Below are 26,118 nucleotides of genomic sequence, written 5' to 3'. Positions count from 1 at the left end.
GGGCCGATTACTCAAGCTCTGCCATCAGTTTTACCAAGTGCTCAACGGCTTTCTGCTCGTCTTCACCTTCAGCGGAGATTGTCACTACGGTCCCTTGAGTCAGCCCCAGAGTTTGCAGTTTGAACAGGCTTTTAGCGCTGGCGCTTTTGCCGTTGGAGGTCACGGTGATGTCAGACGCGAAGCCTTTGGCTTCTTTAACGAACTGAGCGGCAGGGCGAGTATGCAGACCATTCGGAGCGGTAATAGTAACTTCTTGCTGGAACATTGATGTTTCCCCAACTTATTGGATTAATGTTGTGGAGCTAAAGTTTAGCCCAGGGGCCTGACTTTAGCTTGTCTGGTTATAGCGCCTGACTATGGACAGGGGCGAACGTTGATGCAACAGAAAACGACGCGTTAGGCACTTCAGATCAAAAAACTCGGCTTTAGACGTCGTTCCAATCCGCTCCCCATTATGCCCGATTCGCCGCGTCGGCGACAGATGAGTAAATCGATTCAGCCTTGACCGGGCTCAGGGGGGATTAATTTTGCGCATCGAAATAATGCACCGTTAAATACTAAAGCCGGCGGGCAAAAGCAATCTTGGACTGCTATAAAGTTTGATCCAGTCCACAAAAAAGCACCCCGCAGGGTGCTTTTTTAGCGATTTGTGCAGTGGCGGAATTACTGCTGCAATTCCTGCTCGGTGAACAGATCGGCGAACAGCGCGGTGCTCAGGTAACGTTCGCCGGAAGAGGGCAGGATCACCACGATGGTCTTGTCGGCGAACGCCGGTTCTTCGGCCAGTTTCACCGCCGCCGCGACCGCTGCGCCTGAGGAAATGCCCGCCAGGATGCCTTCTTCGTCCATCAGGCGGCGCGCCATGCTGATGGCCTCATCGTTGGAGACTTTCTCGACGCGATCCACCAGATCCAGATCGAGGTTGCCCGGAATGAAGCCGGCGCCGATGCCCTGGATCTTGTGCGGGCCCGGTTTCAGCTCTTCACCGGCCAGCGCCTGGCTGATGACCGGCGAGTCGGTCGGCTCGACCGCCACGGTGGTGATGGCCTTGCCTTTGGTGTTCTTGATGTAGCGGCTGACGCCGGTCAGCGTGCCGCCGGTGCCGACGCCGGAGATGAATACGTCGACGTCGCCGTCGGTGTCTTCCCAGATTTCCGGGCCGGTGGTTTTTTCATGGATCGCCGGGTTGGCCGGGTTGCTGAACTGTTGCAGGATCAGGTAACGATTCGGGTCGGTGGCGACGATCTCTTCCGCTTTGGCGATGGCGCCTTTCATGCCTTTCGCCCCTTCGGTCAGTACCAGATTGGCACCCAGCGCCTTGAGCAGCTTGCGGCGCTCGATGCTCATGGTTTCCGGCATGGTCAGCGTCAGCTTGTAACCGCGTGCGGCGGCAACGAAGGCCAGCGCGATGCCGGTGTTGCCGCTGGTCGGCTCCACCAGCTCTTTGCCGGCGGTCAACACGCCGCGTTGTTCCGCATCCCAAATCATATTGGCACCGATGCGGCATTTGACGCTGAAGCTCGGGTTGCGTGATTCAACCTTGGCCAGAATGCGTCCGTTGCCGATACGGTTCAGACGAACCAGCGGCGTATGGCCGATTGTTAATGAGTTGTCTTCATATATCTTGCTCATAGCCCGTCCTTTAACTCTATGAAAATGTGGGGAACATCGAAAGCATACGCTAACAGTACCGGCAGGGAAGTAAAGAATTGGTATATCTATATGTTATTAGGAAATAAGTTTTAAGCACAATGATAAGGGCGCGAAATGCGCGCCCTGTCGAAAATTCCCGCGCTATCGGCGGTAAAAAGCGGCGGTTATCGGACGAACTGTGAGCGGTAGCGATCGACCCACATGGCGGTGGCGCCGCAGACGGCGACCGGCAGGATCACCAGGTTGAGGATCGGGATCATGGTGAACAGGCTGACCAGCGCGCCGAACTGCAGGTTAGCGGGTTTGTGCTGGCGCAAGGCGCGGCGCATGTCGGCAAAGCTCACCTTGTGGTTGTCGAACGGATAGTCACAATACTGGATCGCCAGCATCCAGGCGCTGAACAGGAACCACAGCACCGGCGCCACCGTCTGGCCGATGCCGGGCACGAAGTACAGCGCCAGCAGCAGCAGCGCGCGTGGCAGGTAATACATCAACTTGCGCCATTCGCGCGCCATGATGCGCGGCAAATCTTTGGCGATGCCGAGCAGGCCGGTGTCCGGCAGCGGTTTGCCGGTCAGGCTGCCTTCGAGCTGCTCGGCCAGCAGGCCGCAGAACGGCGCGGCGATCAGGTTGGTGATGGTGCTGAACAGATAGCTGAACACCAACAGCACCGAAATGACCGCCAGCGGCCACAGCAGGTAGCTCAACCATTGCAGCCAGTCGGGAACGTGGCTCATCATCGCCGGGATCCAGTCGCCGAGTTGGCTGAACAGCCACCAGAAAGCGGAACCCATCAGCAGCACGTTGACCAGCAACGGCAGGACCACATAGCGTTTAATCCCCGGGCGCGAAATCAGGCGCCAACCCTCGGCGAAATAGTGAATGCCGCTGGTCGAACGGGAAGGGGGCTGCGTATAGGACATATCTTAAGTTATCTCGTTGTCTGAACAGGCATCATTATCATATAGGGATGATTTTCCACTGGCTAGGGTAGGGTTGGCTGAAAAACCAGCAGAAAAAGGCAGTATAATCATCTTTATTGGCATAAAGTTCAGCACGGACTTGCACTTGTGTGCGCGGGCAAATAGAGTTAAAGAGTGAATGTTTGCCGCGGTGGCAATGTATTGGAACAACAGAGATAGCAATGATGCAGGATTTGCGTCTGATATTAATCGTTGTTGGCGCGATCGCCATAATAGCGCTGTTATTGCACGGTCTGTGGACCAGTCGCAAAGAACGGTCAGCGCTCTTCCGCGATCGCCCAGCCAAACGTTCCCAAAAGGAACGTGAACAAACTCCGATCGACGATCTTGAAGAAGGCGTCGGTGAGGTGCGCGTACGCGCCGCTCACCCGCAAGACGAGCCGTCATTCGGCCATTTCGATGCCGCACGCGAAGAACCCGTGGCCGCGCCGAAGCCCGCTCCGGCGGCTGCGCCGGCGCCCCGCGCCGTTCAGCCGGCTGCCCATCAGACGCCGCCTCCGCTGTCTCAGCGGCCGGAGTATGATGACATCCTGCTGAACAACTACGCGCCGGACGAAGAACCGGCCGAACCGCAGCAACCGCAACCGGCCGCGCGCCGTGAGCCGCGCGTCGACGATCTGCCGCATGAACATGAGGCGCCGCAGGGGGCGGAACCGGCATTCCACGCCGAGCCGGCTCCTGTGCAGCCAGCGCCGGAAGTGAAGCCTGCGCCGGAACCTGCACCGCAGCCGGCGGCTGCGCCAATTCAGGCTAAACTGAAAGAGACCGTGCTGGTGCTGCACGTCGCGGCCCACCAGGGCGGCGTGATCGGCGGCGAAGTGCTGCTGCAGAGCGTGTTGCAGGCCGGTTTCCAGTTTGGCGAAATGGGCATCTTCCACCGTCATATCAGCCCGGCCGGCAGCGGCCCGGTGCTGTTCAGCCTGGCGAACATGGTCAAGCCGGGATCGTTCGATCCTGACATGATGTCCGACTTCTCCACGCCGGGCGTGTCGATGTTCATGATGGTGCCGTCTTACGGCGACGCCAATCAGAACTTCAAGCTGATGCTGCAGTCGGCACAGCGCATCGCCGACGACGTGGGCGGCGTGGTACTGGACGACGAGCGCCGCATGATGACGCCGCAGAAGCTGGAAACCTACAAAGCGCGCATCCGTGAAGTGTTGGAAAACAACGCCTGACCGGGTTGCCGCGCGCACAGAACATCCGTAACAACAAAGCCCCCGCTAGCCGGGGGTTTTTTATCTTTGATGGTGAGCCATGGAATCGATAATCCAACAAATCAATCAACTACGAGCCACATTGCGCCATCATGAATACCAGTATCATGTGCTGGATGCGCCGGAAGTGCCGGATGCGGAATATGACCGCCTGATGCGCGAACTGCGCGAGCTGGAGAGCGCGCATCCGGCGTTGATCACCGCCGATTCGCCGACCCAGCGCGTGGGTGCCGCACCGCTGGCGGCGTTTGACCAGGTGCGCCACGAAGTGCCGATGCTGTCGCTGGACAACGTGTTCGACGAAGAAAGCTTCCTGGCGTTTTACAAGCGCGTGCAGGACAGGCTCAAAAGCAGCGATCCGCTGACCTTCTGCTGCGAGCTGAAGCTGGACGGCCTGGCGGTCAGCCTGCTGTACGAAGACGGTGAGCTGGTGCGCGCGGCGACGCGCGGCGACGGCACCACCGGCGAAAACATCACCTCCAACGTGCGCACCATTCGCGCCATTCCGCTGCGCCTGACCGGCGACAACATCCCGCGCCGGCTGGAAGTGCGCGGGGAAGTGTTCATGCCGCAGGCCGGTTTTGAACAGATGAACGAAGAAGCCCGGCGCAAAGACGGCAAGGTGTTCGCCAACCCGCGCAACGCCGCCGCCGGCTCGCTGCGCCAACTCGATCCGCGCATTACCGCCAAACGCCCGCTGACCTTCTTCTGCTACGGCGTCGGCCTGCTGGAAGGCGGCGAACTGCCGCGCAGCCACTTTGAGCGCCTGATGCAGTTCAAGGCCTGGGGCCTGCCAGTCAGCGATCGCGCCCAGCGCCGCACCGGCAGCGAGGAAGTGCTGGCGTTTTATCGCCAGGTCGAGCAGGACCGCGCGCAGCTCGGTTTCGACATCGACGGCGTGGTGATCAAGATTGACGACATCGATCTGCAGGAAACGCTGGGCTTCGTGGCGCGTGCGCCGCGCTGGGCGACGGCGTTCAAATTCCCGGCGCAGGAGCAGATCACCGTAGTGCGCGAAGTGGAGTTTCAGGTTGGCCGCACCGGCGCGATTACGCCGGTGGCGCGCCTTGAGCCGGTGCTGGTGGCCGGGGTGACCGTCAGCAACGCCACCTTGCACAACGCCGATGAAATTGAGCGTTTGGGGCTGCGCATCGGCGATACGGTGATCGTGCGCCGCGCCGGCGACGTGATCCCGCAGGTGGTGGGGGTGCTGGAAGACCGCCGGCCACAGGATGCGCGCGAAGTGGTGTTCCCGCTGCACTGCCCGGTGTGCGGCTCCGACGTTGAGCGCGTGGAAGGCGAGGCGGTAGCGCGCTGCACCGGTGGTCTTATCTGCGGCGCGCAGCGCAAAGAGGCGTTGAAGCACTTCGTTTCCCGCCGCGCGCTGGACGTTGAAGGCATGGGCGACAAGATCATCGAGCAGCTGGTGGACAAAGAGTACGTGAAGAATCCGGCCGATCTGTTCCGCTTGTCCGCCGGCATTCTGACCGGCCTGGATCGCATGGGGCCGAAATCGGCGCAGAATCTGGTCAATGCGCTGGAGAAATCCAAGCAGACCACCTTCGCCCGTTTCCTGTATGCGCTGGGCATTCGCGAGGTCGGCGAAGCGACCGCCGCCAATCTGGCGGCGCATTTCGGATCGCTCGAGAAGCTGTTCGCCGCCGATATCGAGGCGCTGAAAGAGGTGCCGGACGTCGGCGAAGTGGTGGCCAAACACACCCGCAATTTCCTTGATGAAGCGCTCAATCAGCAGGTGATCAACGAGCTGGTGGGCGCCGAGATCGGCATTCACTGGCCGGCACCGGTGGTGGTGGTCGCCGAAGAGATAGACAGCCCGTTCGCCGGCAAAACCGTGGTGCTGACCGGCTCGCTGAGCCAGCTGTCGCGCGACGAGGCCAAAGATCGCCTGACGGCGCTGGGCGCCAAGGTCAGCGGCAGCGTGTCGAAGAAAACCGATTTGGTGATCGCCGGCGAAGCGGCCGGTTCCAAGCTGGCGAAGGCGCAGGAGCTGGGTATCGCCGTGATCGACGAAGCGGAGATGATCCGCCTGCTGGGTGACTGATGGAAAAGGAAAACCTGCTGGAGATCGCCAATACCGTGATGCCGTTCGGCAAGTACCAGGGGCGGGTGCTGATCGATCTGCCCGAAGAGTACCTGCTGTGGTTCGCCCGCAAGGGCGAATTCCCCAAAGGCAAGCTCGGCATGCTGATGGAGATGACGCTGGCGATTAAAATCGAAGGGCTTGACCACCTGGTCAAGCCGCTGAAGAAAAGTTGAACTGACGGGCCCCGGCCCGTCTTTTTTTACCCGCGCGACGCCTGCGCGTTGGCGTTGGGTACCGCCTGTTGCGCCCGCTGCTTGCGCTGATACCTTTTCGCCAGCACCGCACAGGTCATCAGCTGCACCTGATGGAACACCATCAGCGGCAGCACCATGATCCCCACCGTCGCCGCCGGGAACAGGATATTGGCCATCGGAATGCCGTTTGCCAGGCTTTTCTTCGAACCGCAGAACACGATGGTGATCTCGTCCGCCTTGCTGAATCCCAGCCAGCGCGCCATATAGGTGTTCACCACCAGCACGATCGTCAGCAGCACGATGCTGCCGCCGACGATAAACGCCAGCGAACCGATCCCCACCTGATGCCAGATGCCGTGTGTGACCGCCTCGCTGAAGGCGGCGTACACCACCAGCAGAATCGAGGTCTGGTCGGTTTTGCCGATCAGCGGGCGATGACGCTCGATCCAGCCGCCGATCAGCGGCCGCAGCAGGTGGCCGGCGACGAACGGCACTAGCAGCTGCAGCACGATCGAGCCCACCTGCCGCAGGCTGCCGGTATCGCCGTGCACGTTCATCAGCAGGCCGACCAGCAGCGGCGACACGAAGATCCCCAGCAGGCTGGAGGCGGAGGCGCTGCACACCGCCGCCGCCACGTTGCCGCCCGCCAGCGAGGTGAAGGCGATGGCCGACTGCACGGTGGCGGGCAGAATGCACAGGTAGATGAAACCGGCGTACAGCTCGGGGCTGACGTCGATCGGCGCCCACCAGGCGAACAGCATCCCCAGCGCCGGAAAAATGATGAAGGTGCTGAACATCACCCACAGATGCAGCCGCCAGTTATTGCTGCCGGCCAGGATGGCCTCGCGCGACAGCTTGGCGCCGTGCATGAAGAACAGCAGGGCGATAGCGGCGATGGTCAGGGCGTTGAGCCAGCCGACGAACTCGCCGCGTGCCGGCAGGAACGACGCCAGTAGCACGGTGGCGATCAGCGTCAGGGTAAAACGATCGGGCAGGAATCTCATGGCGATGCGCTCGGGTAGAAAATCGATGGGGCTATTCTCCCGCGTGGGCATATAATAATTAAATTGATTTATTTAATTCATCTATGAATATAACACATGAATTACTCACTCAAACAGCTGCGGGTGTTCGTCGCTGTCACCCGCCACGGCAGCTTCAGCCGCGCCGGCGAGGCGATCGGCCTGACGCAATCGGCGGTCAGCCACAGCGTGAAAGAGCTGGAGGCGGAGGTCGGCGTGCGCCTGCTGGATCGCACTACGCGTGAAGTGGTGTTGACCGACGCCGGCCTGCGGCTGGCCAACCGGGTCGAAAGGCTGCTGGACGAACTGCAGGCCGCGTTGCTGGATGCGCGCAGCTTTGGCGTACAGCGCAGCGGCACGGTGCGGGTGGCGACCAGCCAGACCATTTCCGCCCATCTGATGCCGCAGTGCATCGCCGCCGGCGAACGCGAATACCCGGAGATCCGCATCATGCTGCGCGATCAGGCGCAGCAGCAGGTACTGCACAGCGTGCGCAACGCCGAGGTGGATTTCGGCATCGTGGTCGATCCGGTGCAGGCGGTGGATCTGGAGTGCGAAGCGGTGCTGCATGAACCGTTCCTGCTGCTGTGCCGCGACGACCACCCGTTTGCTGCGCAGCAAGAGGTGCGTTGGTCGGCGTTAAACGGCTGCCGCCTGGTGTTGCAGGATTACGCGTCGGGCAGCCGGCCGTTGATCGACAGCGCGCTGAGGCAGCAGGGCGTCGAGGCGCAGGTGGTGCAGGAAATCGGCCATCCGGCCACGCTGTTCCCGATGGCGGCGGAAGGGATTGGCATCAGCATCTTCCCGGCGTTGGCGCTGCCGCTGCCGGAAGGGGGGCGGCTCCGGGTGCGGCGGCTGGTGCCGGAGATCAATCGCGCGCTGATGCTGGTGCGGCGTAAAAATCGCTCGCTGACGCCGGCGGCGGAGGCCATCTGGCAGGTCGCGCGTCAGCAGGCGGCGCTGCTGCACCAGCGCCGGCAGGAAAACGCGGAATATTGACTCAGATATAGACGTCCACCGCGTTGAGCGGCGTCGGGCGGTTTACGCCGTCGCCGGCTTGCGCCGCGGCTTTTTCCATTTGCTCCTGCTGCTGCTTTTCCATTTCTTCTTTCTGGATGCGCGCGATCTCGGCCTGCAGCATCTTGATCTGCGCTTCGATCAGCTGTTTCTGCTTCTCGATCTCTTTGGGATCGGCGCTGGAGTCCTTCAGCTCCACCAGCTTTTGCTGCAGAGCCTGAATCTGCCGGTTCAGCGCCTTGATGCGTGCCGAGGCGCGGCTTTCGTTGAGATTTGCCGGTTCGTCATTGCCGTTGGCGCCTTCGCTTTTCTTCGCCTTGCCGCCTTCCGGCTGGTTGTTGACCGGTTTGGCCATCAGCAATTCGCCCTGATGGCCCGGCGCGCTGAAGACGTTGCTGACGCCGGGAACGGTATTTTTGATCGGTACGATCATGGTGATGCTGGTCGACATGGATGCTCTCCCTGAGTCGGTATATCGCTGTTCAGGGTATCGGCAGCGGCGGCTAAATCTTTACCTGCCGCAGGTGCGGCCAGCGCTGCAGCCAGCCTTTGTCGAGCACCCGCTGGGCATAGGCAGCGCGATCGCCGTTTTTCACGTTGAAGGTGATGGTGTCGCCGAACAGCGCCGCGAGCCCGAAGGGAGCCACCAGCGTGAGGCTGTCGTCGGCGTTCAGGCGCGCGCCGATCGCCGTTTCCACTTCGGTCCAGAAGCTGATGGCCTCTTCGCTGTTGCGGTAAGGCGCCCGGCCGCCGCGCAGATGCATGCGCGCCTGATTCTTGACCGACCACGGCTGCGGCAGCCATTGCTGCAGCCGCGCCTCCAGCATGCGATCGCGCTCGGCGTCCGCACGCTCCGCATCGAAGTGGATCACGTCGATATCGTTGAGCGGCGTGGGCTCCACATAGCCGTGGCGCCGATCCCACACCAGATTGCGTACGAAGCCGGCGCCGAGGCACCAGTCATTCAGGCCGAGCCGGCGCACGGTGCGCAGGGCGGCCATGCGCGCGTCATCTTGTTGCAGCCAGTCGATAATTTGCCGTTGCGGATCCATCACCCCTCCTGTTTTCGCGGCTACTGTAACCCGAAGCGGCGGCGGGTGAAATGGCGGGAAGCGCGATGACGGCGATCGCAGGCAAATTAATTTTCTTCTCTCACTGACTACACTTGGTGCAGGGCTTTTATCTCGTCACTCGGGGCAAGGGAGGGGGCTATGTATCAGGCAACGGTGGGCCAACGCGGCTATCGCTTCGGCGATCTGCGTCAGCTGATGGCGAAGGCTTCGCCGGCGCGTTCCGGCGATTATCTGGCGGAGGTGGCGGCGCACAGCGCCGAAGAGCGCATGGCGGCGCGCATCGCGCTGGCGGACTTGCCGCTCAAGACGTTCCTGCAGCAGGCGCTGGTGCCGTACGAACAGGACGAGGTGACGCGCCTGATTATCGACGGCCACGATGCCGCCGCCTTCGAGCCCATCTCGCACCTCACGGTCGGCGATTTTCGCGACTGGCTGTTGAGCGAGCAAGCGGACAGCGCCATGCTGGCGCAGGTGGCGGCCGGCATCACGCCGGAGATGGCGGCGGCGGTGAGCAAGATCATGCGCAATCAGGATCTGATTTTGGTGGCCAAGAAGTGCCGGGTGGTGACGCGCTTTCGCAATACGATTGGCCTGCCGGGCCACCTCAGCGTGCGGCTGCAGCCCAATCACCCGACCGACAGCCTGCAGGGCATCGCCGCCAGCATGCTGGACGGCCTGTTGTACGGCAGCGGCGACGCGGTGGTCGGCATCAATCCGGCCAGCGACAGCCTGCCGCTGCTGGAAAAGCTCAACTACATGCTGGACGACGTGATCCAGCGCTTTGCCATTCCCACCCAATCCTGCGTGCTGACCCACGTGACCAACACGCTGCGGCTGATAGAGCGCGGCGCGCCGGTGGATCTGGTGTTTCAGTCGATCGCCGGTACCGAAGCGGCCAATCGCGGCTTCGGCATTAATCTGGCGCTGCTGGAGGAAACGCAGCAGGCGGCGCTGAGCCTCAGGCGCGGCACGCTGGGCGACAACGTGATGTATTTCGAAACCGGGCAGGGCAGCTGCCTGTCGGCCAACGCCCATCACGGCGTCGATCAGCAAACCTGCGAGGCGCGCGCCTATGCGGTGGCGCGCCATTTCTCGCCGCTGCTGATCAACACCGTGGTAGGGTTTATCGGCCCCGAATACCTGTATGACGGCAAGCAAATTATCCGCGCCGGGCTGGAGGACCACTTCTGCGGCAAGCTGCTCGGGCTGCCGCTGGGCTGCGACGTCTGCTACACCAACCATGCCGAAGCCGATCAGGACGACATGGACACGCTGCTGACGCTGTTGGCCGCCGCCGGGTTGACGTTCCTGATCGGCGTGCCGGGCGCGGACGACATCATGCTCAACTACCAAAGCACGTCGTTCCATGACGCGCTCTATATCCGCGAGCTGCTGGAACTGAAGCACGCGCCAGAGTTCGCCGCCTGGTTGGCGGCGATGAACATCACCGACGAACGCGGGCGGCTGCGCGATGCTGCCGCCAATCATCCGCTGTTGCTGGCGCTGCAGGGAGAACGCACATGAGCAAACCGGTTCACGCCAACAGCTGGGACGCGCTGCGCGCCTTTACCGATGCGCGCATCGCGCTGGGGCGCACCGGCGCCAGCCTGCCGACTGACGAACTGCTGCGCTTCGGCCTGGCTCATGCCCAGGCGCGCGACGCGGTGCATCAGCCTTTCGACAGCGAGCGGCTGGCGGCGGATCTGCACGATGCCGGTTGGCCCACGCTGGCGGTGCACAGCCAGGCCGCCGACCGCGCCGCCTATCTGCGCCGGCCGGATCTGGGGCGGCGGTTGGCGTCGGATAGCCGCAGCCTGCTGCTCGGTTCGCCATCGCGCCGCGTCGATCTGCTGCTGATAGTGGCGGACGGCCTCTCCTCCAAGGCGGTGCACCGCCAGGCGCTGCCGCTGCTGCAGGCGCTGCGGCCCTATCTCGATACGCTGGGGCTGACCGTTGCGCCGGTGGTGCTGGCGCATCAGGCGCGGGTGGCGCTGGGGGATGAGATCGGCGAATGCCTGCAGGCCCGGGCGGTGGCGGTGCTGATCGGCGAACGGCCGGGGCTGTCGTCGCCGGACAGCCTGGGTGTCTATATGACCTGGGGGCCGAACGCGCACAGAACGGACGCCGAGCGCAATTGCATCTCCAACGTGCGCCCCGAGGGGCTGGATTACCCGCAGGCGGCGTTCAAATTGGCCTGGCTGCTGGAGCAGGCGTTCCAGCGCCGGCTGACCGGCGTCGAACTGAAAGACGAGAGTGACAACCCGGCGCTGCGCGGCCGGGTAACGCCGCTTTACCCCCAGTTGGGCGGCTGACCGAGGGTTTGCTGCAGCAGGGCGGTGAAGGCCGCCAGCCGGGCGGACACCTTCGCCATCGGGCGCAGCAGATAGATGCCTTGCTGCTCATGGCGCGGATCTTCGAGCATCTGCACCAGTTGCCCGTGCTGCACGTCAGGCCCCACCACCCAGTTGGGCAGAAAGGCGATGCCGAGCCCGAGCAGCGCGGCCTGGCGCTGCGCGGTGAAGTCGTCGCAGCGCAGCGCCATGGTGCAGCGGTTCATCAGCGCCGCGTCGAGGATCTGCGCCCAGCAGGCCGGCTGCTGCTTGTGGTAGCGGGCGATCAGCCGATGCTGCGGCAGCGCTTCCAGATCGGCCGGCAGGCCATAGCGGGCGACGTAGGCGGGGCTGGCGCACATCACCCAGCGTTGGGTGGCGATGCGGCTGGCATACAGCGCGCTGTCCTTCTGTTCGCCGATGCGGAGGGCGGCGTCGAGCCGCTCCTGCGTCGGATCGGTCTGGCGTTCGGTCAGATCGAGGTCGACCGACAGCTGCGGGTAGCGTTCCGCCAGCGTCGGCAGCAGCGGCAGCACATAGGTTTTGCCGAAGGTTGGCAGGCAGCTGATGCGCAGCGTGCCCTGCGGCGTTTCGTTCAGCGCGCTCAGCTCGGCGCGAAGGCCGGTGATGTCCGTCATCAGCGCGGCGGCGCGCGTCAGCAGCAGCTCGCCGGCGTCGGTCAGCAGCAGGCCACGGGTGGAGCGCACGAACAGCGCGGCGCCGAGCGCGCTTTCCAGGGCATCGATGTGGCGCACCAGCGAGGAGGGCACCATGCCCAGCCGGCGCGCAGCAGCGGAAAAGCTGCCCAGGCGGGCGACGTCGAGAAAAATTGGCAGATGTTCTACATAGCGGGCGTCATTCATTTTTGCATTATATGCAAAAGCGTTTCTTATGAATACCCGCTTCTCTGCCGGCGGCGCGGCGGCTACTCTGGCTGCGGGTTGACGACGGGCTTCGGCGCCGTCCCATCCCGGCCGCATAGAGAGAAAACGCATAAACCTCGCGGCGCTTAGCACCAAATAGCAGATGTTTTTCCCAGGCCGCGTGAGCCGCCTGCGGAGTTGATTGTCGCTCCAACACCAGATTAACCGTTCAATTTGATAACCGGTTCAGTCTTAATGATTAGTAAGCCTTTACTTTATCTCATTCTGATTTGATGCCTGGTTATCGGCCGGCCAGCCGTGCCGGTTTTTTTGTCGCCTCAGGCTGAATCGTTCCAACTGATGAACGCGCCTTGGGGGGCATCTTGGCTCACCGTCGGTGGGTCTTTTGAACGCGCGGAACCGCGGTTTCGCGCTGGTGGAGGAGTCAGTCATGAACGAAAAACACGGGTGTGCCTGTGCGCGCCATTTGGCGCAGGGTTTTGCCAGGCAGTCGATCAACGCCGGGGAGGGCGAAATCTATCAAATCTCGCTGATGAGCGCGCTCATCGACGGGGTCTACGAGGGTGAAACCACCATTGCCGAGCTGCTCAAGCACGGCGATTTCGGCCTCGGCACCTTCAATCACCTGGACGGCGAACTGATCGCTTTCGACCAGGAAATACACCAGCTGCGCGCCGACGGCAGCGCCCGGCCGGCCGGCCTGCAACAGCAAACCCCCTTCGCCGTCGTCACCTTTTTCCAGCCCAGCGTCAGCCAGCAGTTCGACCGGCCGATCACCAAGGCGCAGCTGCACCAGTGCATCGACGAGCAGGTCGCCTCGCCGAACCTGTTTTGCGCGGTGCGGGTCGACGGCGAGTTCAGCCACGTGGAAACCCGCACCGTGCCGCGCCAGGAGCGGCCCTACCGCCCGATGCTGGAGGCGATAGAAGAGCAGCCGACCTTCTCGTTCCATCAGCGGCGCGGCACGCTGGTTGGTTTCCGCTCGCCGGATTACATGCAGGGCATCGGCGTGGCCGGCTATCACGAACACTTCGTTACCGACGACCGCAGCGGCGGCGGCCACGTGCTGGACTACCAGCTCGATCATGGTCGTCTGCAGTTCGGCGTCATCACGCGTCTCAATCTTCAGTTGCCGCATGATGCGGATTTCTTGCGCGCCAACCTCTGCCCAGAGGATTTGGATCGCGCGATTCGTTCCGCCGAGGGCTAACCCCGGCGATCGTTTTCTTAGGAGGTGGAACCATGGCACAGGAAAAAACAGGCAATGACTGGCAATGCGGCGCCGATTTGGTGGTGAAAAACCTGGAAGCGCAGGGCGTCAAACACGTTTTCGGCATTCCGGGCGCCAAGATCGACCGGGTGTTCGACTCGCTGGAGGACGCGCCATCGATTGAAACGGTGGTGGTGCGGCATGAGGCCAACGCGGCCTTTATGGCGGCGGCGGTCGGCCGCTTGACCGGCAAGGCCGGGGTGGCGCTGGTCACCTCCGGGCCGGGCAGCTCCAACCTGATCACCGGGCTGGCCACCGCCACTTCGGAAGGGGACGCGGTGGTGGCCTTCGGCGGGGCGGTGAAGCGCGCCGACAGCCTGAAACAGACGCACCAGAGCATGGATACCGTCAGCATGTTCCGGCCGGTGACCAAGTATTGCGCCGAAGTGCATGCCGGTTCGGCAATTTCCGAGGTGATCGCCAACGCCTTTCGCCGCGCCGAGTTCGGCCGGCCGGGGGCATCGTTCGTCAGCCTGCCGATGGATATCGTCAATGAACCGGTCAGCGCGCCGGTGCTGGCCGGCTGCCGCTTGCCGCGCATGGGGGCCGCCGCGGCGGACGACATTCAGGCGGCGGTGAAACTGATCCGCCAGGCCAAATGCCCGGTATTGCTGCTCGGCCTGCAGGCCAGCCGGCCGGAGAACAGCGAAGCGGTGCGCCATCTGCTGTACCGCACCCATATGCCGGTGGTCGGCACCTATCAGGCGGCGGGGGTGATCGACGTCAACCACTTCGCCCGTTTCGCCGGCCGCGTCGGCCTGTTCAACAACCAGCCGGCCGATCAGCTGTTGCAGAAGGCCGATCTGGTGGTCAGCGTCGGCTATGATCCGATCGAATACGATCCCTGCATGTGGAACAGCCACGGGCGGCTGAAACTGGTGCACATCGACGTGCTGCCGGCGGATATCGACACCTGCTATCGGCCGGACGTCGAGCTGGTGGGCAACATCAGCGCCACGCTGAACATGATGACCGAAACGTTCACTGAGGCGGTCTGCGTGCCGCCGGAGGTGGAGCTGATCCTCACCGATCTCGGCCGCCAGCGCACGGAACTGGCGGAGCGCGCCGCCCGCCGCGGCGGCATGCCGATCCATCCGCTGCGCATCGTCAAGGAACTGCAGGACATCGTCAGCGACGACGTAACCCTGTGCGTGGACATGGGCAGTTTCCATATCTGGATCGCCCGCTACCTGTACAGCTTCCGCGCCCGTCAGCTGTTGATCTCCAACGGCCAGCAAACCATGGGGGTGGCGTTGCCGTGGGCCATCGGCGCGGCGCTGGTGCGCCCTGGCGATAAAGTGGTGTCGATCTCCGGCGACGGCGGGTTCATGCAGTCGAGCATGGAGCTGGAGACCGCGGTGCGGCTGAAAAACAACATCGTGCACGTCATCTGGGTCGATAACGCCTACAACATGGTGGAGATGCAGGAAGTGAACAAATACCAGCGCAAATCCGGCGTGGAGTTTGGGCCGATCGACTTCAAAGCCTACGCGGAATCCTGCGGCGCGGTCGGTTTCGCCGTGCAGTCGGTGGACGATCTGCGGCCGATGCTGCGCAAGGCGATGGCGATCCAGGGGCCGGTGGTGGTGGCCATTCCGGTCGACTACGCCGACAACTATAAGCTGATGGCGCAGATGAACTTCAGCCAGATGATTTAATTTCATCATCCTCGCGCCGTTTCACCGGGCAGGCCGCATGCGCGCCTGCCCGTTTTTATGCGCGGAATTTGTCCTTTACATCGCTAACCGCATGATTTATTGCTAACCGTTGGGCTGTTTTTTCACCACTGGGGATAGCGCAATGAAAAGAAAAGCAATAACGATCGGGCTGCTGGCGTTGGCGATTGCCGGCGGCGCGCGGGCCAATACACTGGTCTACTGTTCCGAAGGCTCGCCGGAAGGCTTCAACCCGCAGCTGTTCACCTCCGGCACCACGGTGGACGCCAGTTCGGCGGCGATCTACAACCGGCTGGTGGACTTCAAACCCGGCACCGTCGAGCTGCAACCCAGCCTGGCGGAAAGCTGGGAGGTGAGCGAGGACGGCAAGCGCTATACCTTCCACCTGCGCAAGGGCGTGGCATTCCAGAGCAATAAATATTTCACGCCCACCCGCGATTTCAACGCCGATGACGTCATCTTCTCGTTTATGCGGCAAAAGGACGCCAACAACCCGTATCACAAGGTCTCCAACGGCGCCTACACCAACTTCGAGTCGATGGAGTTCGGCACGCTGATCGACCGGATCGTCAAGGTGGACGACAACACCGTGCGCTTTGAGCTCTCCCGCGCCGAGGCGCCGTTCGTCGCCGATCTGGGCATGTACTTCGCCACCATTTTTTCGGCGGAATATGCCGACGCGATGCTGAAGGCCGGTACGCCGCAGTGGGTGGACAACGATCCGATCGGCACCGGGCCGTTCCAACTGGTGCAGTATCAGAAAGACGCGAAAATCCTCTACAAGGCGTTCGATCGTTACTGGGAAGGCAAACCGAAGATCGACCGGCTGGTGTTTTCGATCACGCCGGATGCGACGGTGCGTTACGCCAAGCTGCAAAAGAACGAGTGTCAGGTGATGCCGTTCCCCAATCCGGCGGATCTGGCGCGCATGCGGCAGGACGGCAACCTTCAGGTGATGGAAAAATCCGGCTTGAATATCGGCTTCCTGGCGTTCAACACCCAGAAGAAACCGTTGGATAACGTCAAGGTGCGCCAGGCGTTGGCGCTGGCGGTCAACAAGCCGGCGATCATCGAGGCGGTGTTCCACGGCGCCGGCCAGCCGGCCAAGAATCTGCTGCCGCCGACCCAGTGGGGCAGCAACGCGCAGCTTGAAGATTACCCGTATTCGCCGGAGCGGGCGAAGCAGCTGTTGCAGGAGGCCGGGCTGGGGCAGGGGTTCGACATCGATCTGTGGGCGATGCCGGTGCAGCGGCCCTACAATCCCAACGCCAAGCGTATGGCGGAGATGATCCAGGCCGACTGGGCCAAGATCGGCGTACGCGCCAAAATCGTCACCTTCGAGTGGGGCGAATATTTGCAGCGGATTAAAAACGGCGAGCATCAGACCGCGCTGATGGGCTGGACCACCGCCAACGGCGATCCGGACAACTTCTTCGGGCCGCTGTTCACCTGCGCTTCGCTCGGCGGTTCGAACTCGGCGAAATGGTGCTATAAACCGTTCGACCAGCTGATCCTGCAGGCGCGCGAAGAGAACGATCACGCCAAGCGGGTGGCGATGTACCAGCAGGCGCAGGTGATGATGCACGATCAGATGCCGGCGCTGATGATCGCGCACTCGACCATCTTCGAACCGGTGCGCAAGGAAGTGAAAGGCTACGAGATTGACCCGTTCGGCAAACACATCTTCAAGCAGGTGTCGCTGGAGAAATAAAGCAGGGCGCCGCGGCAATGCGGCGCCCAAAGGTTTTACCAGCTGTAGCTGACCGTGGCGGTGACGGTGCGGCCGCTGCCGTAGAAACAGGCGTCCACGCCGCCGCAGGACGAAACGTAATGCTTGTCGGTCAGGTTGTTGACGTTAACCTGCAGCGCGGCGCCTGCCAGGCTCGGAGCCACTTCTGCCAATTCGTAGCGCGCCATCCAGTCATACAGCGTAAAGGCCGGCACTTTGTAGGTGTTGGTCGCATTGCCTTGGCTGGCGCCGTTGTAGCGTACCCCAGCGCCTGTGGAGAAGCCTTTCAGCGGCCCTTGCAGGAAGCTGTAGGTTCCCCAGGCGGAGGCGGCGTGCGTCGGCACCATCACCAGCGTCTTGCCGCGCTGATCGTCGACATAGGTTTCTTTGGTAACGATGTCGGTATAGGTGTAGGCCGCCATGAGCGCGATGGCCGGGGTGAGCTGTGAATGCACTTCGGCTTCCAGCCCCTTGGAGCGCACTTTGCCGATCTGCTCCTTGTATTTGGTTACCGGGTTGGTGGAGCTGACGTTTTTCTGCGTCAGATCGAACAACGCCAGCGTCAGCAGCGTGTTGCTGTTCTTCGGCTGGAATTTCACGCCGATTTCGGTTTGTTCACCGGTGGTGGGCTTGAACGGATCGGTGCCCGGCGCGCCGGTATCGAGGTTGGGTTCAAACGATGTGCTGTAGCTGATGTACGGGGCAATGCCGTTGTCAAAGGCGTACAGCAGGCCGCTGCGGCCAGTCAGCTTGGTGTCGTTTTGCTGACTGTCGCTGGATCTCAACATGTCCTGAGTGCGCAGCTCGGTCCAGTCGTTGCGCAGCGACAACAACAAATTCCAACCGCCGTAGCTCATCTGATCCTGCAGATAAACGCCGAGTTGGTCCAGCACCTTGCGGTTATCGGTGACCTTCGGCAATGCGCTTTCGTTGACCGGCATGCCGTAAACCGGCCGAGTCCAGTCGAGGAAATAGCCCGCGCTGTCGCCGCGCCAGTTTTGGGTATTGACCTTGCTCCACTTGTAGTCAAGGCCGGTCAACACGCTGTGCTCGACGTCGCCGGTGCTGAATTGCGCTTTCAGTTGGTTATCCAACCCCAGCTCATGGGATTTGACGATATCTTTTTGCGGACGGCGCTGCAGCAGCGTGCTGTTTTTGGCTTGCGACATGAACACCAGATATTTGTAACGTTCATCCACCGTGGTGTAACGCATGTTCTGCTGGAAAGAGAAAACGTCGTTAATATAGTGCTCGAAGATATAGCCGAACGAGGTTTGTTCGCGGCGAGCCTGATTGAAACCGGGATCGCTGACGTTGAAATCATACGGCAGATAGCCGGCGCTGCTTTTGATCGCCACGCCGGAGGTCGGCAGGAAGTTGCGGTAGCCGTTCTCCGGTTCCTTTTGATAGCTGGTCAACAGGGTGAACGTCGTGTCTTCATTGGCGATATAGGTCAGCGCCGGTGCGATGGCGAAGCGTTTTTCCTTGTGATCTTTGATACCGGTCTCTTTGGTGCCGGCGATGCCGTTAAGGCGATACAGCAGTTTGGCATCTTCGTCCAATGCGCCGCCGAAGTCGAAAGCGGCCTCTCCTTGATGCAGGTTGCCCGCGCTCAATTGCAGTTTGCGAATAGCCTGGGCGACGGGCCGCTTGCTGGTCATCGCCACCAGCCCACCCGGGTTGGCCTGGCCGTACAGCACAGAAGCCGGGCCGCGCACCACCTCAACGCGTTCAAGCAGCCAGGGGTCGATCTGGCCGCTTTGATAGCTCAGGCCGTCCAGATATTTTGGGGCGTAACGAAAGCCGCGTACGATCACTTCGTCGCTGCGGTTAGAGGTGCCGCGGTATTCCGCCACGACGCCGCTGGAGTATCGCAGCGCCTGAGCGACGGAAGCCGCATCCTGCTGATCCATTTGATCGCGCGTGACGACGGTGATGGCCTGCGGCGTTTTTACCAACGGCGCGGCGCTTTTGGTTCCCGCCGCGCTTTCTTTGGCGACGATGCCCTGCAGCGGCGCGGTGACGTTTTCCTGTGCGCCGGCGACGACGGTGATATCACGCTCAACGTTGTCGGTTCCGGCCTGTACGCCCGGCGCCAGCAGCATGGCTGAGGTCAGCAAGAGCTTGGCGGCTGGGTGACGCAGAGGTTGATTGGCGGTATTTTGGGGGTGTTCTGACATTTTTCATCCCTTAAAAAACAATTTTATATCAAGCTATTGCTGTCTTTTTTCATTTGGCGCCGCCGAGAAGGGCTGCGCAGTTCCTTGCCATAAATGAACGGTGGACGAATCGCTTACCGTTTTGCAGAGCCACGCTTCGAAGTGGCCTTGTTGACCCCAGGCGTGTTGATTTATAATTGGTTACATTTTATTGAAAATACAAATGATTCTCAATACCATTTGCATTATTCAAGAAAACAAAAAACGCCGGGTGCGGTGAACAGGGGAAAAAGGAAAAATGCATTCGCTTCATGCCGATGGCCTGGTGCTCAACCTGCTGCAAAGGCCCGATCTCGGCGGAGAAGATTGGTGGCGTCAGCTCGCGGAGTTGGGAACGCCGCTCGTCGAATCGCTGCCCGCAGCGCAGGTGCGCGTTACCTTTTTTTGGCGCGACCCGTGGGGTGATGAACGGCGCTCGCCGATTAAAAAGGTGTATGTCGATATCAACTGCGTGACCGACCATCACAGCCCTTCGCCACAGAGTCTGGAACGCCGGCCGGGTAGCGATATTTGGTGGTGGCAGTTCACTGTTCGCGAAGATTGGCGAGGCAGTTACAGTTTTATACCCATTGAGACGGCGCAACTGCCGCCCGCTTTTACCGGCGATGCGGCTCAGCGTCGGCAGCAGCAGCGTCAGTGGTGGTGTTCGTTGTTTCCGTTGATGCGCCATGATCCGCTCAATCCGGTGGCGCCACACTGCAGCAGCCGCGGCTTCCCGTTGTCTGCGATACATTTGCCGGCGGCACCGGATCAATCAGCGTGGCGGGCGTTGGACGCCGGGCAAGCATTGCCCGCCGCGTCTGGGCGTTTGCAGCACTTCTTTTGGCACAGCGAACGATTGGCTAACCGACGCAACATCTGGCTGTACGCCACCGGCGCAGGGGAAGACCGCCCGTTAGTCGTACTGCTGGACGGGCAATTTTGGCTGCATGGCATACCGATTTTTTCCGCACTGGACGCCGAGACGCTTAACGGAAGGCTGCCGTCGGCGCTTTATCTGTTTATCGACGTGATAGACATGGCGCGGCGTGCGGAAGAATTGGCCTGCAATGCGGCTTTCTGGCGGGCGGTGCAAGAGGAGCTGCTGCCGCAGGTGGCGGCGCGTGCGCCTTACAGCGACGATCCGCAGCGCACGGTGGTGGCGGGGCAGAGTTACGGCGGGTTGGCGGCGTTGTATGCCGGGTTGCATTGGCCGCAGCGTTTCGGCTGCGTATTGACCCAGTCGGGTTCTTTCTGGTGGCCGCACATTGAAGCGATGATTAACCCGGCTGAGGAGTATGACGCCGACGTCGGCTGGTTGACTGAACAGGTGCGGCGGGGCTTGTGCGCCGCGACGCCGCTGCGCGTCTTTCAGGAAGCCGGTGAAGGGGAGAGGGATATTCATCAGGTCAATCGCCAAATGCATCGGGCGCTGGTGGAGGCGGGGCATCGGGTCGATTATCGCGTGTTCGCCGGCGGGCATGATGCCGTCTGCTGGCGCGGCGGTTTGCTCGACGGATTGCGGGCGCTGTTGGCTCCCTAGTCATGGATAAACGAAGGCCGGGTTAACCCGGCCTTTTTCATGCCTGTGGCGTGTCGCAGTGGTAGCGGCCGCGCGGGATCACCAGCGGCGTGTGGGACAGCGGATCGTCGATGATCATGCACGGCATGCCGAATACCCGTTCCACCAGCTCGGCGGTGATGATCTCCGCCGGTTTCCCCTCCGCCACGATCTTGCCGTCGCGCATAGCGATGATGTGATCGGCATAGCGGCAGGCGTGGTTGAGATCGTGCAGCACCGCGATGAGGGTTTGGCCGTGCTCGCGGTTGAGCTGGCGGAACAGATCCAGCAGCTCGATCTGATGCGCGATGTCCAGATAGGTGGTCGGTTCATCCAGCAGCAGCAGCGGCGTTTGCTGCGCCAACGCCATCGCCACCCAGACGCGCTGGCGCTGCCCGCCGGACAGCTCGTCGACGCTGCGGTCCGCCAGCTGGCTGACGTTGGTGGCCGCCATGGCGGCTTCCACCGCCTGTTTGTCGGCCTGCGTCCACTGTTTCAGCAGGCTCTGGTGCGGGTAGCGGCCGCGCGACACCAGATCCGCCACGGTAATGCTGTCCGGTGCGATCGAGGTTTGCGGCAGCAGCCCAAGCTCGCGCGCCAGCGCCTTGGTGGCGAAGTTGCTGATGTTTTTGCCGTCCAGCATCACCTCGCCGGCGCTGGGTTTCAGCAGGCGGCACAGGGCGCGCAGCAGCGTCGATTTGCCGCAGGCGTTCGGCCCGACGATCACCGTGAAGGCGCCGTCAGGGATCGCCACGCTCAGATCGTCAGCGATGATTTTATTGTCGTAGCCCAGCTTCAGATGCGAGGCGTGCAGGCGGTGGCTCATGGCATTGTCATTCTTCATTATCTGCGGGCCTCACGGATGAGCAGCCAAATCAGGTACAGGCCGCCGATACAGACGGTCACGACCCCGACCGGCAGTTGGATCGGTGCGAAAAGATGTTGGGACACTACGTCGGCGCCGAGCAGCAGCGCCGCGCCCATCAGCGCCGAGGACGTCAGGGTGACCGAGGATTGGCCGGCCAGGCGGCGGGCGATCTGCGGCGCCGCCAGCGCGATAAAGGAAATCGGCCCGGCGGTGGCGGTGACGGCGGCGGTGAGGGTGACGCCGAACAGCATCAGCCACAGCCGGCTGCCTTCGGCGTTCACGCCCAGCGCGCGCGCCGTGTCGTCGCCCATTTCCAGCAGCTGCAGCCGTTTGCCCATCAGCAGCGCGGCCGCGGCCGCCAGCACGATGAACGCCGTGGCGGGTTGGGCTTTCTGCCAGGTCATGCCGTTGAGCGAACCGGCCTGCCACATGGCGGCGTCCATGGCGCGCTCCAGCGAGGCGGTGATGATCAGCCAGGTATTGGTGGAGACCAATACCGCGCTGATGGCGATGCCGACGATGATCAGCCGGAAGCCGGCGATGCCTTGCCGCCAGGCCAGCAGGTAGATGGCCAGCGCGGCGAGAATGCCGCCGGCCAGCGCGCCGCCGGCGATGTAGTAATAGCCGCCGTTGAACAGGGTGATGGCGATCAGCGCGCCGGTGTAAGCCCCCATGTTAAAGCCAATCACGTCCGGGCTGCCGAGCGGGTTGCGGATAATCGACTGGAAGATGGCGCCGCTCATGCCGAGCGCGGCGCCTAACAGCAGCGCCATGGCGATACGTGGCAAGCGCCATTGGGTGACCACGGTGACCAGATTTTTCGGCGCCTCGCCGCTGAGCGCGGCAAAGACCTGCTCCAGCGAGAGCTGCAGCGTGCCGTAGCACAGCGCGGCAACGGCCATCGCCAGGCACAACGCCAGCAGCGAAAGGTTGACCAGCAGCAGGCGCAGCGGCATGCGCCAGTTGATGACGCCGTCCGGGCGGCCGATATGCAACGTGTGGGGCAGACTCATCACAGCCCCCCCAGCGTTTTCTTGCGGCGCACCAGCCAGATCAGCACCGGCGCGCCGATGAAGGCCGCCACGATGGAAACCCGCAGCTCACCGGCCGCCAGCAGACGGCCGACCACGTCGGCGCACAGCAGTAAAATCGGCGCCAGCAGCATGGAGTAGGGCAGGATCCAGCGCTGGTCGGGGCCGACCCACCAGCGGGCGATGTGCGGCACCATCAGGCCGATAAAGCTGATTGGGCCGACGGTGGCGGTTGCCGCGCCGCACAGCAGCGTGATGGCGATCACCGCGATGACCTGAGTCAGCACCACGCGCGCGCCGAGCGCGATAGCCAGATCTTCCCCCATGCCGATGGTATTCAGCGGCCGGGCGATGAGCAGCGTCAGCAGGCAGCCGAGCAAAATGGCGGGGGCGGTGACCGGCAGCGTGGATAGCGTGCGGATATCCAGCGTGCCGGCCTGCCAGAAGCGCAGTTGGTCGAAGGTTTGCGGATCGATCAGCGACAGCCCGGTGGTGATGCCGAGCAGCACCGCGCCGATCGCCACACCGGCCAGCGTCAGCCGCACCGGGTTGATGCGCCCGCCCGCCAGCGTGCCGATCAGGTAGACCAGCAGGGTGGTGAGGGCGGCGCCGACAAAGGCGTAGGCCATATAGCTTTCGGTGGTGGCGGCGCCGAAAAACATGATGCCGATGACCACGGCGAAGCTGGCGCCGGCGTTGATGCCGAGCACGCCGGGATCGGCCAACGGATTGCGCGTCAAGGCCTGAATCAGCGCGCCGGCGGCGCCGAGCGCCATGCCGGCCAAGATGCCCGCCAACGTACGGGGCACCCGGGCGTTGAGAATGATGGTGCTGTCGGAACCGCTCGCGGCGCCTTGCAGGCTGAGCCAGACGGTATGGAAGGGGATGGCTTTGGAACCCAGCATCAGGCTGGCAATGATGCACAGCAGCAACAGCGCCAAGCCGATACCGAACCCGGCGATGCGTTTGAAGCCACTGGCGTAAGCTGCGTGCGGTGCGGACGAAAGCGTCCGCTCAGTCGGAGTGGGTACGTTCACACCGGTAACTCCTGTATGATTTTTATTCTCATTGTTATTTGCGTTCATGCGGGCGCTAATAGTAGCACGAGTTTACGCCCGCATGCACCCGCCGGTTGGTGGCGCAGGTGCGGTGACGATGTTAATAACTATTGATATTTCAATTGATTGAATGTGAACGGTTGCCCTGTTTATGGCAAACGTCGGCAGGAGGCTGGCCTGCCGACGGCGTGGTTCAGGGCTTTTTGAACAGCCGTTCGATTTGGTTCAGCATGTTGGTGGCGCTGTAGTAATCGAGACGGAAAGTGTCGTTGCCGACGGCGTAGACGTGCCGCTGTTCCACCGGCTCCAGATGTTTGAGGAATGGGTTGGCCAGCACCTCTTGCACTTTGCGCTCGTTGGTGGCGAACAGGATCAGCGTTTTGCCGTTCAGGCCTTCGGCCATTTTTTCGCCGGAGATCTGGATGATGTCATGGCGTTTACCCATGCTGGTGTTGCCTTTGGCGCTTTCCGGCGGGGTGGCCAGCTGGAAGCCGAGCTGGGTCAGCAGCTTGCCCTGGGCGGAACCCGGCGTCCACAGCATGGCCTCGCGGCCGTTGTCGGCATACACCAGCGGAGTGGTCGGCTGCGGCGGCAGCGCGATCGCCTGCTTCACTTGCTCCACGCGCTGTTCGAAACGATCCTCCGCCTGTTTGGCGCCGGCTTCATGGCCGGTGATCTCGCCGAGCTCGCTGGCCAGCTGCTGCCAGCTTTTGTCGCCATAGTCGAGCACCAGCGTCGGCGCAATGGCGGACAGCTGGTCATACAGCTTCAACGCCGAATCACCGCCGGTGGCGGCGACGACGATCAAATCCGGTGCGGCGGCGGCGACGGCTTCGGCATTGGGCTCCACCTGATACAGCCGTTCGACGTGGCGCTGTTTGGCCACTTCGCTCCACTGGGTAAAGAAGCCTTGCTTATCGGCCACCAGGGGATTTGGGCTGGTGGCGGCGCTGGCGACCACCGGGGCGTCAATAGCCAGCAGCGTGCCGGTGATGGTGACGCTGGTGGACACGATGCGCTGCGGCGGTTTTTCCAGCGTGAATTTCCCTTTGGCGCTGTCGATGGTGCGCGGCCAACTGCTGTCGGCAGCGGGGGCGGACGGTTTCTGCCCGTCGCTCTGGTCGTCCGGGCCGCAGCCGCTGAGCAGCAGGCTGGAAGTGGCGATAAATGCAATGAACAGCTGGCGTAAGGATAGGGTCATGAGCGGGCTCTTTCTTTCCTTGAACTAAGGCTTATCAATCCGGCGGCGGATTGGCTGCGTGGTGGATGCCCGCTAATTTACCATCCAAGCCGGCAAAATGATAACCATTCGTATCTCAGCGCGTGGTGAATAGTGAGAATAAGGAGAAAGTGGAGGTGAGTGCGGCAGAAACGAAAAAAGCGCCAAAAGGCGCTTTTCTCTGAATTGGTGGGTCGTGCAGGATTGATTCGGCCTTTGGCCTCACCCTGCGGGCAACGCTGCGCGTTGTCGTATCGCTGCGCGATGCTCGAACCTCTACGGTTCTTCATCCTTCACGACTCGGTAAACTATGCCTGCAAGAAGATAAAGTCAGAGTTGGGGGGGCGCAGAAACGAAAAAAGCGCCCAAAGGCGCTTTTTTCTGAATTGGTGGGTCGTGCAGGATTCGAACCTGCGACCAATTGATTAAAAGTCAACTGCTCTACCAACTGAGCTAACGACCCGCAGAAGTGGTGGGTGATGACGGGCTCGAACCGCCGACCCCCTCCGTGTAAAGGAGATGCTCTACCAACTGAGCTAATCACCCACTTCAGGACTTCCAGGTACTGCTAAACGAGAGAATGATGGTGGGTGATGACGGGCTCGAACCGCCGACCCCCTCCGTGTAAAGGAGATGCTCTACCAACTGAGCTAATCACCCTCATTCGTTCTCATTTTTCTCAACAAGATGGTGGGCGATGACGGGCTCGAACCGCCGACCCCCTCCGTGTAAAGGAGATGCTCTACCAACTGAGCTAATCGCCCCGTCTTGTTGGAGTCGCATTATAGGGATAGTTCAAAGTGAGTCAACGGTTTTTAAAATGATTTCAATCGTTCGCCGCAAATTTAGGCAGGGCGCGATAATTATCGCCAACGGCGCCGATTCTTTGCGCAACGCTATGCGAAACTCACCGCAAAACGCGCGAAATCGACCGGCGCAATATCGTGTCGGCGTTGAGGAATTAGCGCGTGGTGATACAATGTCGTCCACTCTTTTTTCAATTCCGAGCAATCGTCGGCAACCGCCGACAC

The 26,118-nt window shown here is 61.9% G+C and carries 22 protein-coding genes, 4 tRNA genes and 1 other RNA gene; 10 read left to right on the top strand and 17 right to left on the bottom strand.

Annotated elements, in window-relative coordinates:
• Positions 1-7 precede the first annotated feature (7 nt).
• The 3 genes from ptsH to cysZ form a co-directional block, all read right to left on the bottom strand.
• Positions 8-265 carry a phosphocarrier protein Hpr gene (gene ptsH / locus ACJ8HH_RS13380; RefSeq protein WP_033635455.1) on the bottom strand — a complete coding sequence of 86 codons (258 nt, stop codon included), beginning with the start codon at positions 263-265 and terminating at the stop codon, positions 8-10.
• Positions 266-663: 398 nt separating this feature from the next.
• Complete coding sequence (gene cysK, locus ACJ8HH_RS13375) at positions 664-1,632, bottom strand: cysteine synthase A (protein ID WP_033635454.1); 969 nt, start codon at positions 1,630-1,632, stop codon at positions 664-666.
• A gap of 185 nt (positions 1,633-1,817) precedes the next feature.
• Positions 1,818-2,576, bottom strand: a complete 759-nt coding sequence (gene cysZ / locus ACJ8HH_RS13370; protein ID WP_033635453.1) for a sulfate transporter CysZ — start codon at positions 2,574-2,576, stop codon at positions 1,818-1,820.
• Between the two features lie 221 nt (positions 2,577-2,797).
• Between cysZ and zipA the strand changes: the two genes are divergently transcribed.
• The 3 genes from zipA to ACJ8HH_RS13355 all read left to right on the top strand — a co-directional run bounded on the left by zipA (position 2,798) and on the right by ACJ8HH_RS13355 (position 6,130).
• Positions 2,798-3,814, top strand: a complete 1,017-nt coding sequence (gene zipA / locus ACJ8HH_RS13365; protein WP_033649840.1) for a cell division protein ZipA — start codon at positions 2,798-2,800, stop codon at positions 3,812-3,814.
• 79 nt (positions 3,815-3,893) lie between these two features.
• Positions 3,894-5,915: an NAD-dependent DNA ligase LigA gene (ligA, locus tag ACJ8HH_RS13360; protein WP_033654989.1), complete on the top strand. Its 2,022-nt coding sequence runs from the start codon at positions 3,894-3,896 to the stop codon at positions 5,913-5,915.
• Complete coding sequence (locus ACJ8HH_RS13355) at positions 5,915-6,130, top strand: DUF3820 family protein (protein ID WP_004936441.1); 216 nt, start codon at positions 5,915-5,917, stop codon at positions 6,128-6,130. Before ligA ends, ACJ8HH_RS13355 begins: the two co-directional genes overlap by 1 nt.
• 26 nt (positions 6,131-6,156) lie before the next feature.
• Here the strand turns inward: ACJ8HH_RS13355 and ACJ8HH_RS13350 are convergent, their stop codons facing one another.
• Complete coding sequence (locus tag ACJ8HH_RS13350) at positions 6,157-7,155, bottom strand: bile acid:sodium symporter family protein (protein ID WP_048321860.1); 999 nt, start codon at positions 7,153-7,155, stop codon at positions 6,157-6,159.
• Positions 7,156-7,251: 96 nt separating this feature from the next.
• On the opposite strand from ACJ8HH_RS13350, the gene ACJ8HH_RS13345 reads away from it, so the two are divergent.
• Positions 7,252-8,172: a LysR family transcriptional regulator gene (locus ACJ8HH_RS13345; protein ID WP_060451752.1), complete on the top strand. Its 921-nt coding sequence runs from the start codon at positions 7,252-7,254 to the stop codon at positions 8,170-8,172.
• Position 8,173: 1 nt separating this feature from the next.
• Here ACJ8HH_RS13345 and ACJ8HH_RS13340 read toward each other — a convergent pair whose 3' ends face one another.
• Together ACJ8HH_RS13340 and ACJ8HH_RS13335 are read right to left on the bottom strand one after the other, a co-directional pair.
• Complete coding sequence (locus ACJ8HH_RS13340) at positions 8,174-8,641, bottom strand: FlxA-like family protein (protein WP_033649835.1); 468 nt, start codon at positions 8,639-8,641, stop codon at positions 8,174-8,176.
• Between the two features lie 52 nt (positions 8,642-8,693).
• Entirely contained in the window at positions 8,694-9,242 is a 549-nt protein-coding gene (locus tag ACJ8HH_RS13335; protein WP_060437707.1) for a nucleotidyltransferase family protein, read from the bottom strand.
• Positions 9,243-9,401: 159 nt separating this feature from the next.
• Between ACJ8HH_RS13335 and ACJ8HH_RS13330 the strand changes: the two genes are divergently transcribed.
• Positions 9,402-10,787, top strand: a complete 1,386-nt coding sequence (locus tag ACJ8HH_RS13330; protein ID WP_060451750.1) for an ethanolamine ammonia-lyase subunit EutB — start codon at positions 9,402-9,404, stop codon at positions 10,785-10,787.
• Complete coding sequence (gene eutC / locus ACJ8HH_RS13325) at positions 10,784-11,575, top strand: ethanolamine ammonia-lyase subunit EutC (protein ID WP_060430410.1); 792 nt, start codon at positions 10,784-10,786, stop codon at positions 11,573-11,575. Before ACJ8HH_RS13330 ends, eutC begins: the two co-directional genes overlap by 4 nt.
• Here eutC and ACJ8HH_RS13320 read toward each other — a convergent pair.
• The gene (locus ACJ8HH_RS13320; RefSeq protein WP_033635445.1) at positions 11,554-12,456 is read right to left on the bottom strand and encodes a LysR family transcriptional regulator; all 903 of its coding nucleotides are present in this window, start codon (positions 12,454-12,456) and stop codon (positions 11,554-11,556) included. The two genes, eutC and ACJ8HH_RS13320, sit on opposite strands and share 22 nt — an antisense overlap.
• A 451-nt stretch (positions 12,457-12,907) precedes the next feature.
• On the opposite strand from ACJ8HH_RS13320, the gene budA reads away from it, so the two are divergent.
• The 3 genes from budA (at position 12,908) to ACJ8HH_RS13305 (ending at position 17,134) form a co-directional block, all read left to right on the top strand.
• Entirely contained in the window at positions 12,908-13,687 is a 780-nt protein-coding gene (budA, locus tag ACJ8HH_RS13315; protein WP_033635443.1) for an acetolactate decarboxylase, read from the top strand.
• 32 nt (positions 13,688-13,719) lie between these two features.
• A complete protein-coding gene (gene alsS / locus ACJ8HH_RS13310) occupies positions 13,720-15,405 on the top strand; it encodes an acetolactate synthase AlsS (RefSeq protein WP_033635442.1) in 1,686 nt (561 codons plus the stop codon).
• Positions 15,406-15,547: 142 nt separating this feature from the next.
• On the top strand, positions 15,548-17,134 hold the full coding sequence (locus tag ACJ8HH_RS13305; RefSeq protein ID WP_033649831.1) for an ABC transporter substrate-binding protein: 1,587 nt from the start codon (positions 15,548-15,550) through the stop codon (positions 17,132-17,134).
• Positions 17,135-17,169: 35 nt separating this feature from the next.
• On the opposite strand, the gene ACJ8HH_RS13300 is transcribed toward ACJ8HH_RS13305, so the two are convergent.
• Positions 17,170-19,332 carry a TonB-dependent siderophore receptor gene (locus tag ACJ8HH_RS13300; protein ID WP_033649830.1) on the bottom strand — a complete coding sequence of 721 codons (2,163 nt, stop codon included), beginning with the start codon at positions 19,330-19,332 and terminating at the stop codon, positions 17,170-17,172.
• Positions 19,333-19,609: 277 nt separating this feature from the next.
• Between ACJ8HH_RS13300 and fes the strand changes: the two genes are divergently transcribed.
• Positions 19,610-20,893, top strand: coding sequence for an enterochelin esterase (fes, locus tag ACJ8HH_RS13295; RefSeq protein WP_033649829.1), 1,284 nt, complete (start codon positions 19,610-19,612; stop codon positions 20,891-20,893).
• 37 nt (positions 20,894-20,930) lie between these two features.
• On the opposite strand, the gene ACJ8HH_RS13290 is transcribed toward fes, so the two are convergent.
• The 9 genes from ACJ8HH_RS13290 to ACJ8HH_RS13250 all read right to left on the bottom strand — a co-directional run bounded on the left by ACJ8HH_RS13290 (position 20,931) and on the right by ACJ8HH_RS13250 (position 25,851).
• The gene (locus ACJ8HH_RS13290) at positions 20,931-21,737 is read right to left on the bottom strand and encodes an ABC transporter ATP-binding protein (RefSeq protein ID WP_033649861.1); all 807 of its coding nucleotides are present in this window, start codon (positions 21,735-21,737) and stop codon (positions 20,931-20,933) included.
• Positions 21,738-21,754: 17 nt separating this feature from the next.
• A complete protein-coding gene (gene fepG / locus ACJ8HH_RS13285) occupies positions 21,755-22,792 on the bottom strand; it encodes an iron-enterobactin ABC transporter permease (protein ID WP_033635436.1) in 1,038 nt (345 codons plus the stop codon).
• Entirely contained in the window at positions 22,792-23,847 is a 1,056-nt protein-coding gene (gene fepD, locus ACJ8HH_RS13280) for a Fe(3+)-siderophore ABC transporter permease (protein WP_033635435.1), read from the bottom strand. The genes fepG and fepD overlap by 1 nt, the downstream gene beginning before the upstream one ends.
• A gap of 214 nt (positions 23,848-24,061) precedes the next feature.
• Positions 24,062-25,069, bottom strand: a complete 1,008-nt coding sequence (gene fepB / locus ACJ8HH_RS13275) for a Fe2+-enterobactin ABC transporter substrate-binding protein (RefSeq protein WP_041036157.1) — start codon at positions 25,067-25,069, stop codon at positions 24,062-24,064.
• A 205-nt stretch (positions 25,070-25,274) separates the two neighbouring features.
• Positions 25,275-25,398, bottom strand: a non-coding RNA gene (locus tag ACJ8HH_RS13270) — RtT sRNA.
• A gap of 76 nt (positions 25,399-25,474) precedes the next feature.
• Positions 25,475-25,550, bottom strand: a tRNA-Lys gene (locus ACJ8HH_RS13265).
• A 7-nt stretch (positions 25,551-25,557) separates the two neighbouring features.
• Positions 25,558-25,633 (bottom strand) — tRNA-Val (locus ACJ8HH_RS13260).
• Between the two features lie 38 nt (positions 25,634-25,671).
• Positions 25,672-25,747, bottom strand: a tRNA-Val gene (locus ACJ8HH_RS13255).
• Between the two features lie 28 nt (positions 25,748-25,775).
• A tRNA-Val gene (locus tag ACJ8HH_RS13250) sits at positions 25,776-25,851 on the bottom strand.
• Positions 25,852-26,118 lie beyond the last annotated feature (267 nt).

Source organism: Serratia sp. CY32780 (assembly GCF_052169135.1).
Lineage (GTDB): Bacteria > Pseudomonadota > Gammaproteobacteria > Enterobacterales > Enterobacteriaceae > Serratia > Serratia sarumanii.
This window is presented reverse-complemented; position numbering and strand designations above follow the sequence as displayed.

Bases quoted from the DNA above. Each gene is read 5' to 3' on its own strand.
- ACJ8HH_RS13340 (WP_033649835.1), bottom strand. From the start codon at position 8,641: ATGTCGACCAGCATCACCATGATCGTACCGATCAAAAATACCGTTCCC.
- ACJ8HH_RS13305 (WP_033649831.1), top strand. From the start codon at position 15,548: ATGAAAAGAAAAGCAATAACGATCGGGCTGCTGGCGTTGGCGATTGCC.
- ACJ8HH_RS13330 (WP_060451750.1), top strand. From the start codon at position 9,402: ATGTATCAGGCAACGGTGGGCCAACGCGGCTATCGCTTCGGCGATCTG.
- cysK (WP_033635454.1), bottom strand. From the start codon at position 1,632: ATGAGCAAGATATATGAAGACAACTCATTAACAATCGGCCATACGCCG.
- ACJ8HH_RS13345 (WP_060451752.1), top strand. From the start codon at position 7,252: ATGAATTACTCACTCAAACAGCTGCGGGTGTTCGTCGCTGTCACCCGC.
- ACJ8HH_RS13300 (WP_033649830.1), bottom strand. From the start codon at position 19,332: ATGTCAGAACACCCCCAAAATACCGCCAATCAACCTCTGCGTCACCCA.
- fes (WP_033649829.1), top strand. From the start codon at position 19,610: ATGCATTCGCTTCATGCCGATGGCCTGGTGCTCAACCTGCTGCAAAGG.
- ACJ8HH_RS13290 (WP_033649861.1), bottom strand. From the start codon at position 21,737: ATGAGCCACCGCCTGCACGCCTCGCATCTGAAGCTGGGCTACGACAAT.
- ptsH (WP_033635455.1), bottom strand. From the start codon at position 265: ATGTTCCAGCAAGAAGTTACTATTACCGCTCCGAATGGTCTGCATACT.
- ACJ8HH_RS13355 (WP_004936441.1), top strand. From the start codon at position 5,915: ATGGAAAAGGAAAACCTGCTGGAGATCGCCAATACCGTGATGCCGTTC.
- fepG (WP_033635436.1), bottom strand. From the start codon at position 22,792: ATGAGTCTGCCCCACACGTTGCATATCGGCCGCCCGGACGGCGTCATC.
- fepB (WP_041036157.1), bottom strand. From the start codon at position 25,069: ATGACCCTATCCTTACGCCAGCTGTTCATTGCATTTATCGCCACTTCC.
- cysZ (WP_033635453.1), bottom strand. From the start codon at position 2,576: ATGTCCTATACGCAGCCCCCTTCCCGTTCGACCAGCGGCATTCACTAT.
- ligA (WP_033654989.1), top strand. From the start codon at position 3,894: ATGGAATCGATAATCCAACAAATCAATCAACTACGAGCCACATTGCGC.
- alsS (WP_033635442.1), top strand. From the start codon at position 13,720: ATGGCACAGGAAAAAACAGGCAATGACTGGCAATGCGGCGCCGATTTG.
- eutC (WP_060430410.1), top strand. From the start codon at position 10,784: ATGAGCAAACCGGTTCACGCCAACAGCTGGGACGCGCTGCGCGCCTTT.
- ACJ8HH_RS13320 (WP_033635445.1), bottom strand. From the start codon at position 12,456: ATGAATGACGCCCGCTATGTAGAACATCTGCCAATTTTTCTCGACGTC.
- ACJ8HH_RS13335 (WP_060437707.1), bottom strand. From the start codon at position 9,242: ATGGATCCGCAACGGCAAATTATCGACTGGCTGCAACAAGATGACGCG.
- budA (WP_033635443.1), top strand. From the start codon at position 12,908: ATGAACGAAAAACACGGGTGTGCCTGTGCGCGCCATTTGGCGCAGGGT.
- zipA (WP_033649840.1), top strand. From the start codon at position 2,798: ATGATGCAGGATTTGCGTCTGATATTAATCGTTGTTGGCGCGATCGCC.
- ACJ8HH_RS13350 (WP_048321860.1), bottom strand. From the start codon at position 7,155: ATGAGATTCCTGCCCGATCGTTTTACCCTGACGCTGATCGCCACCGTG.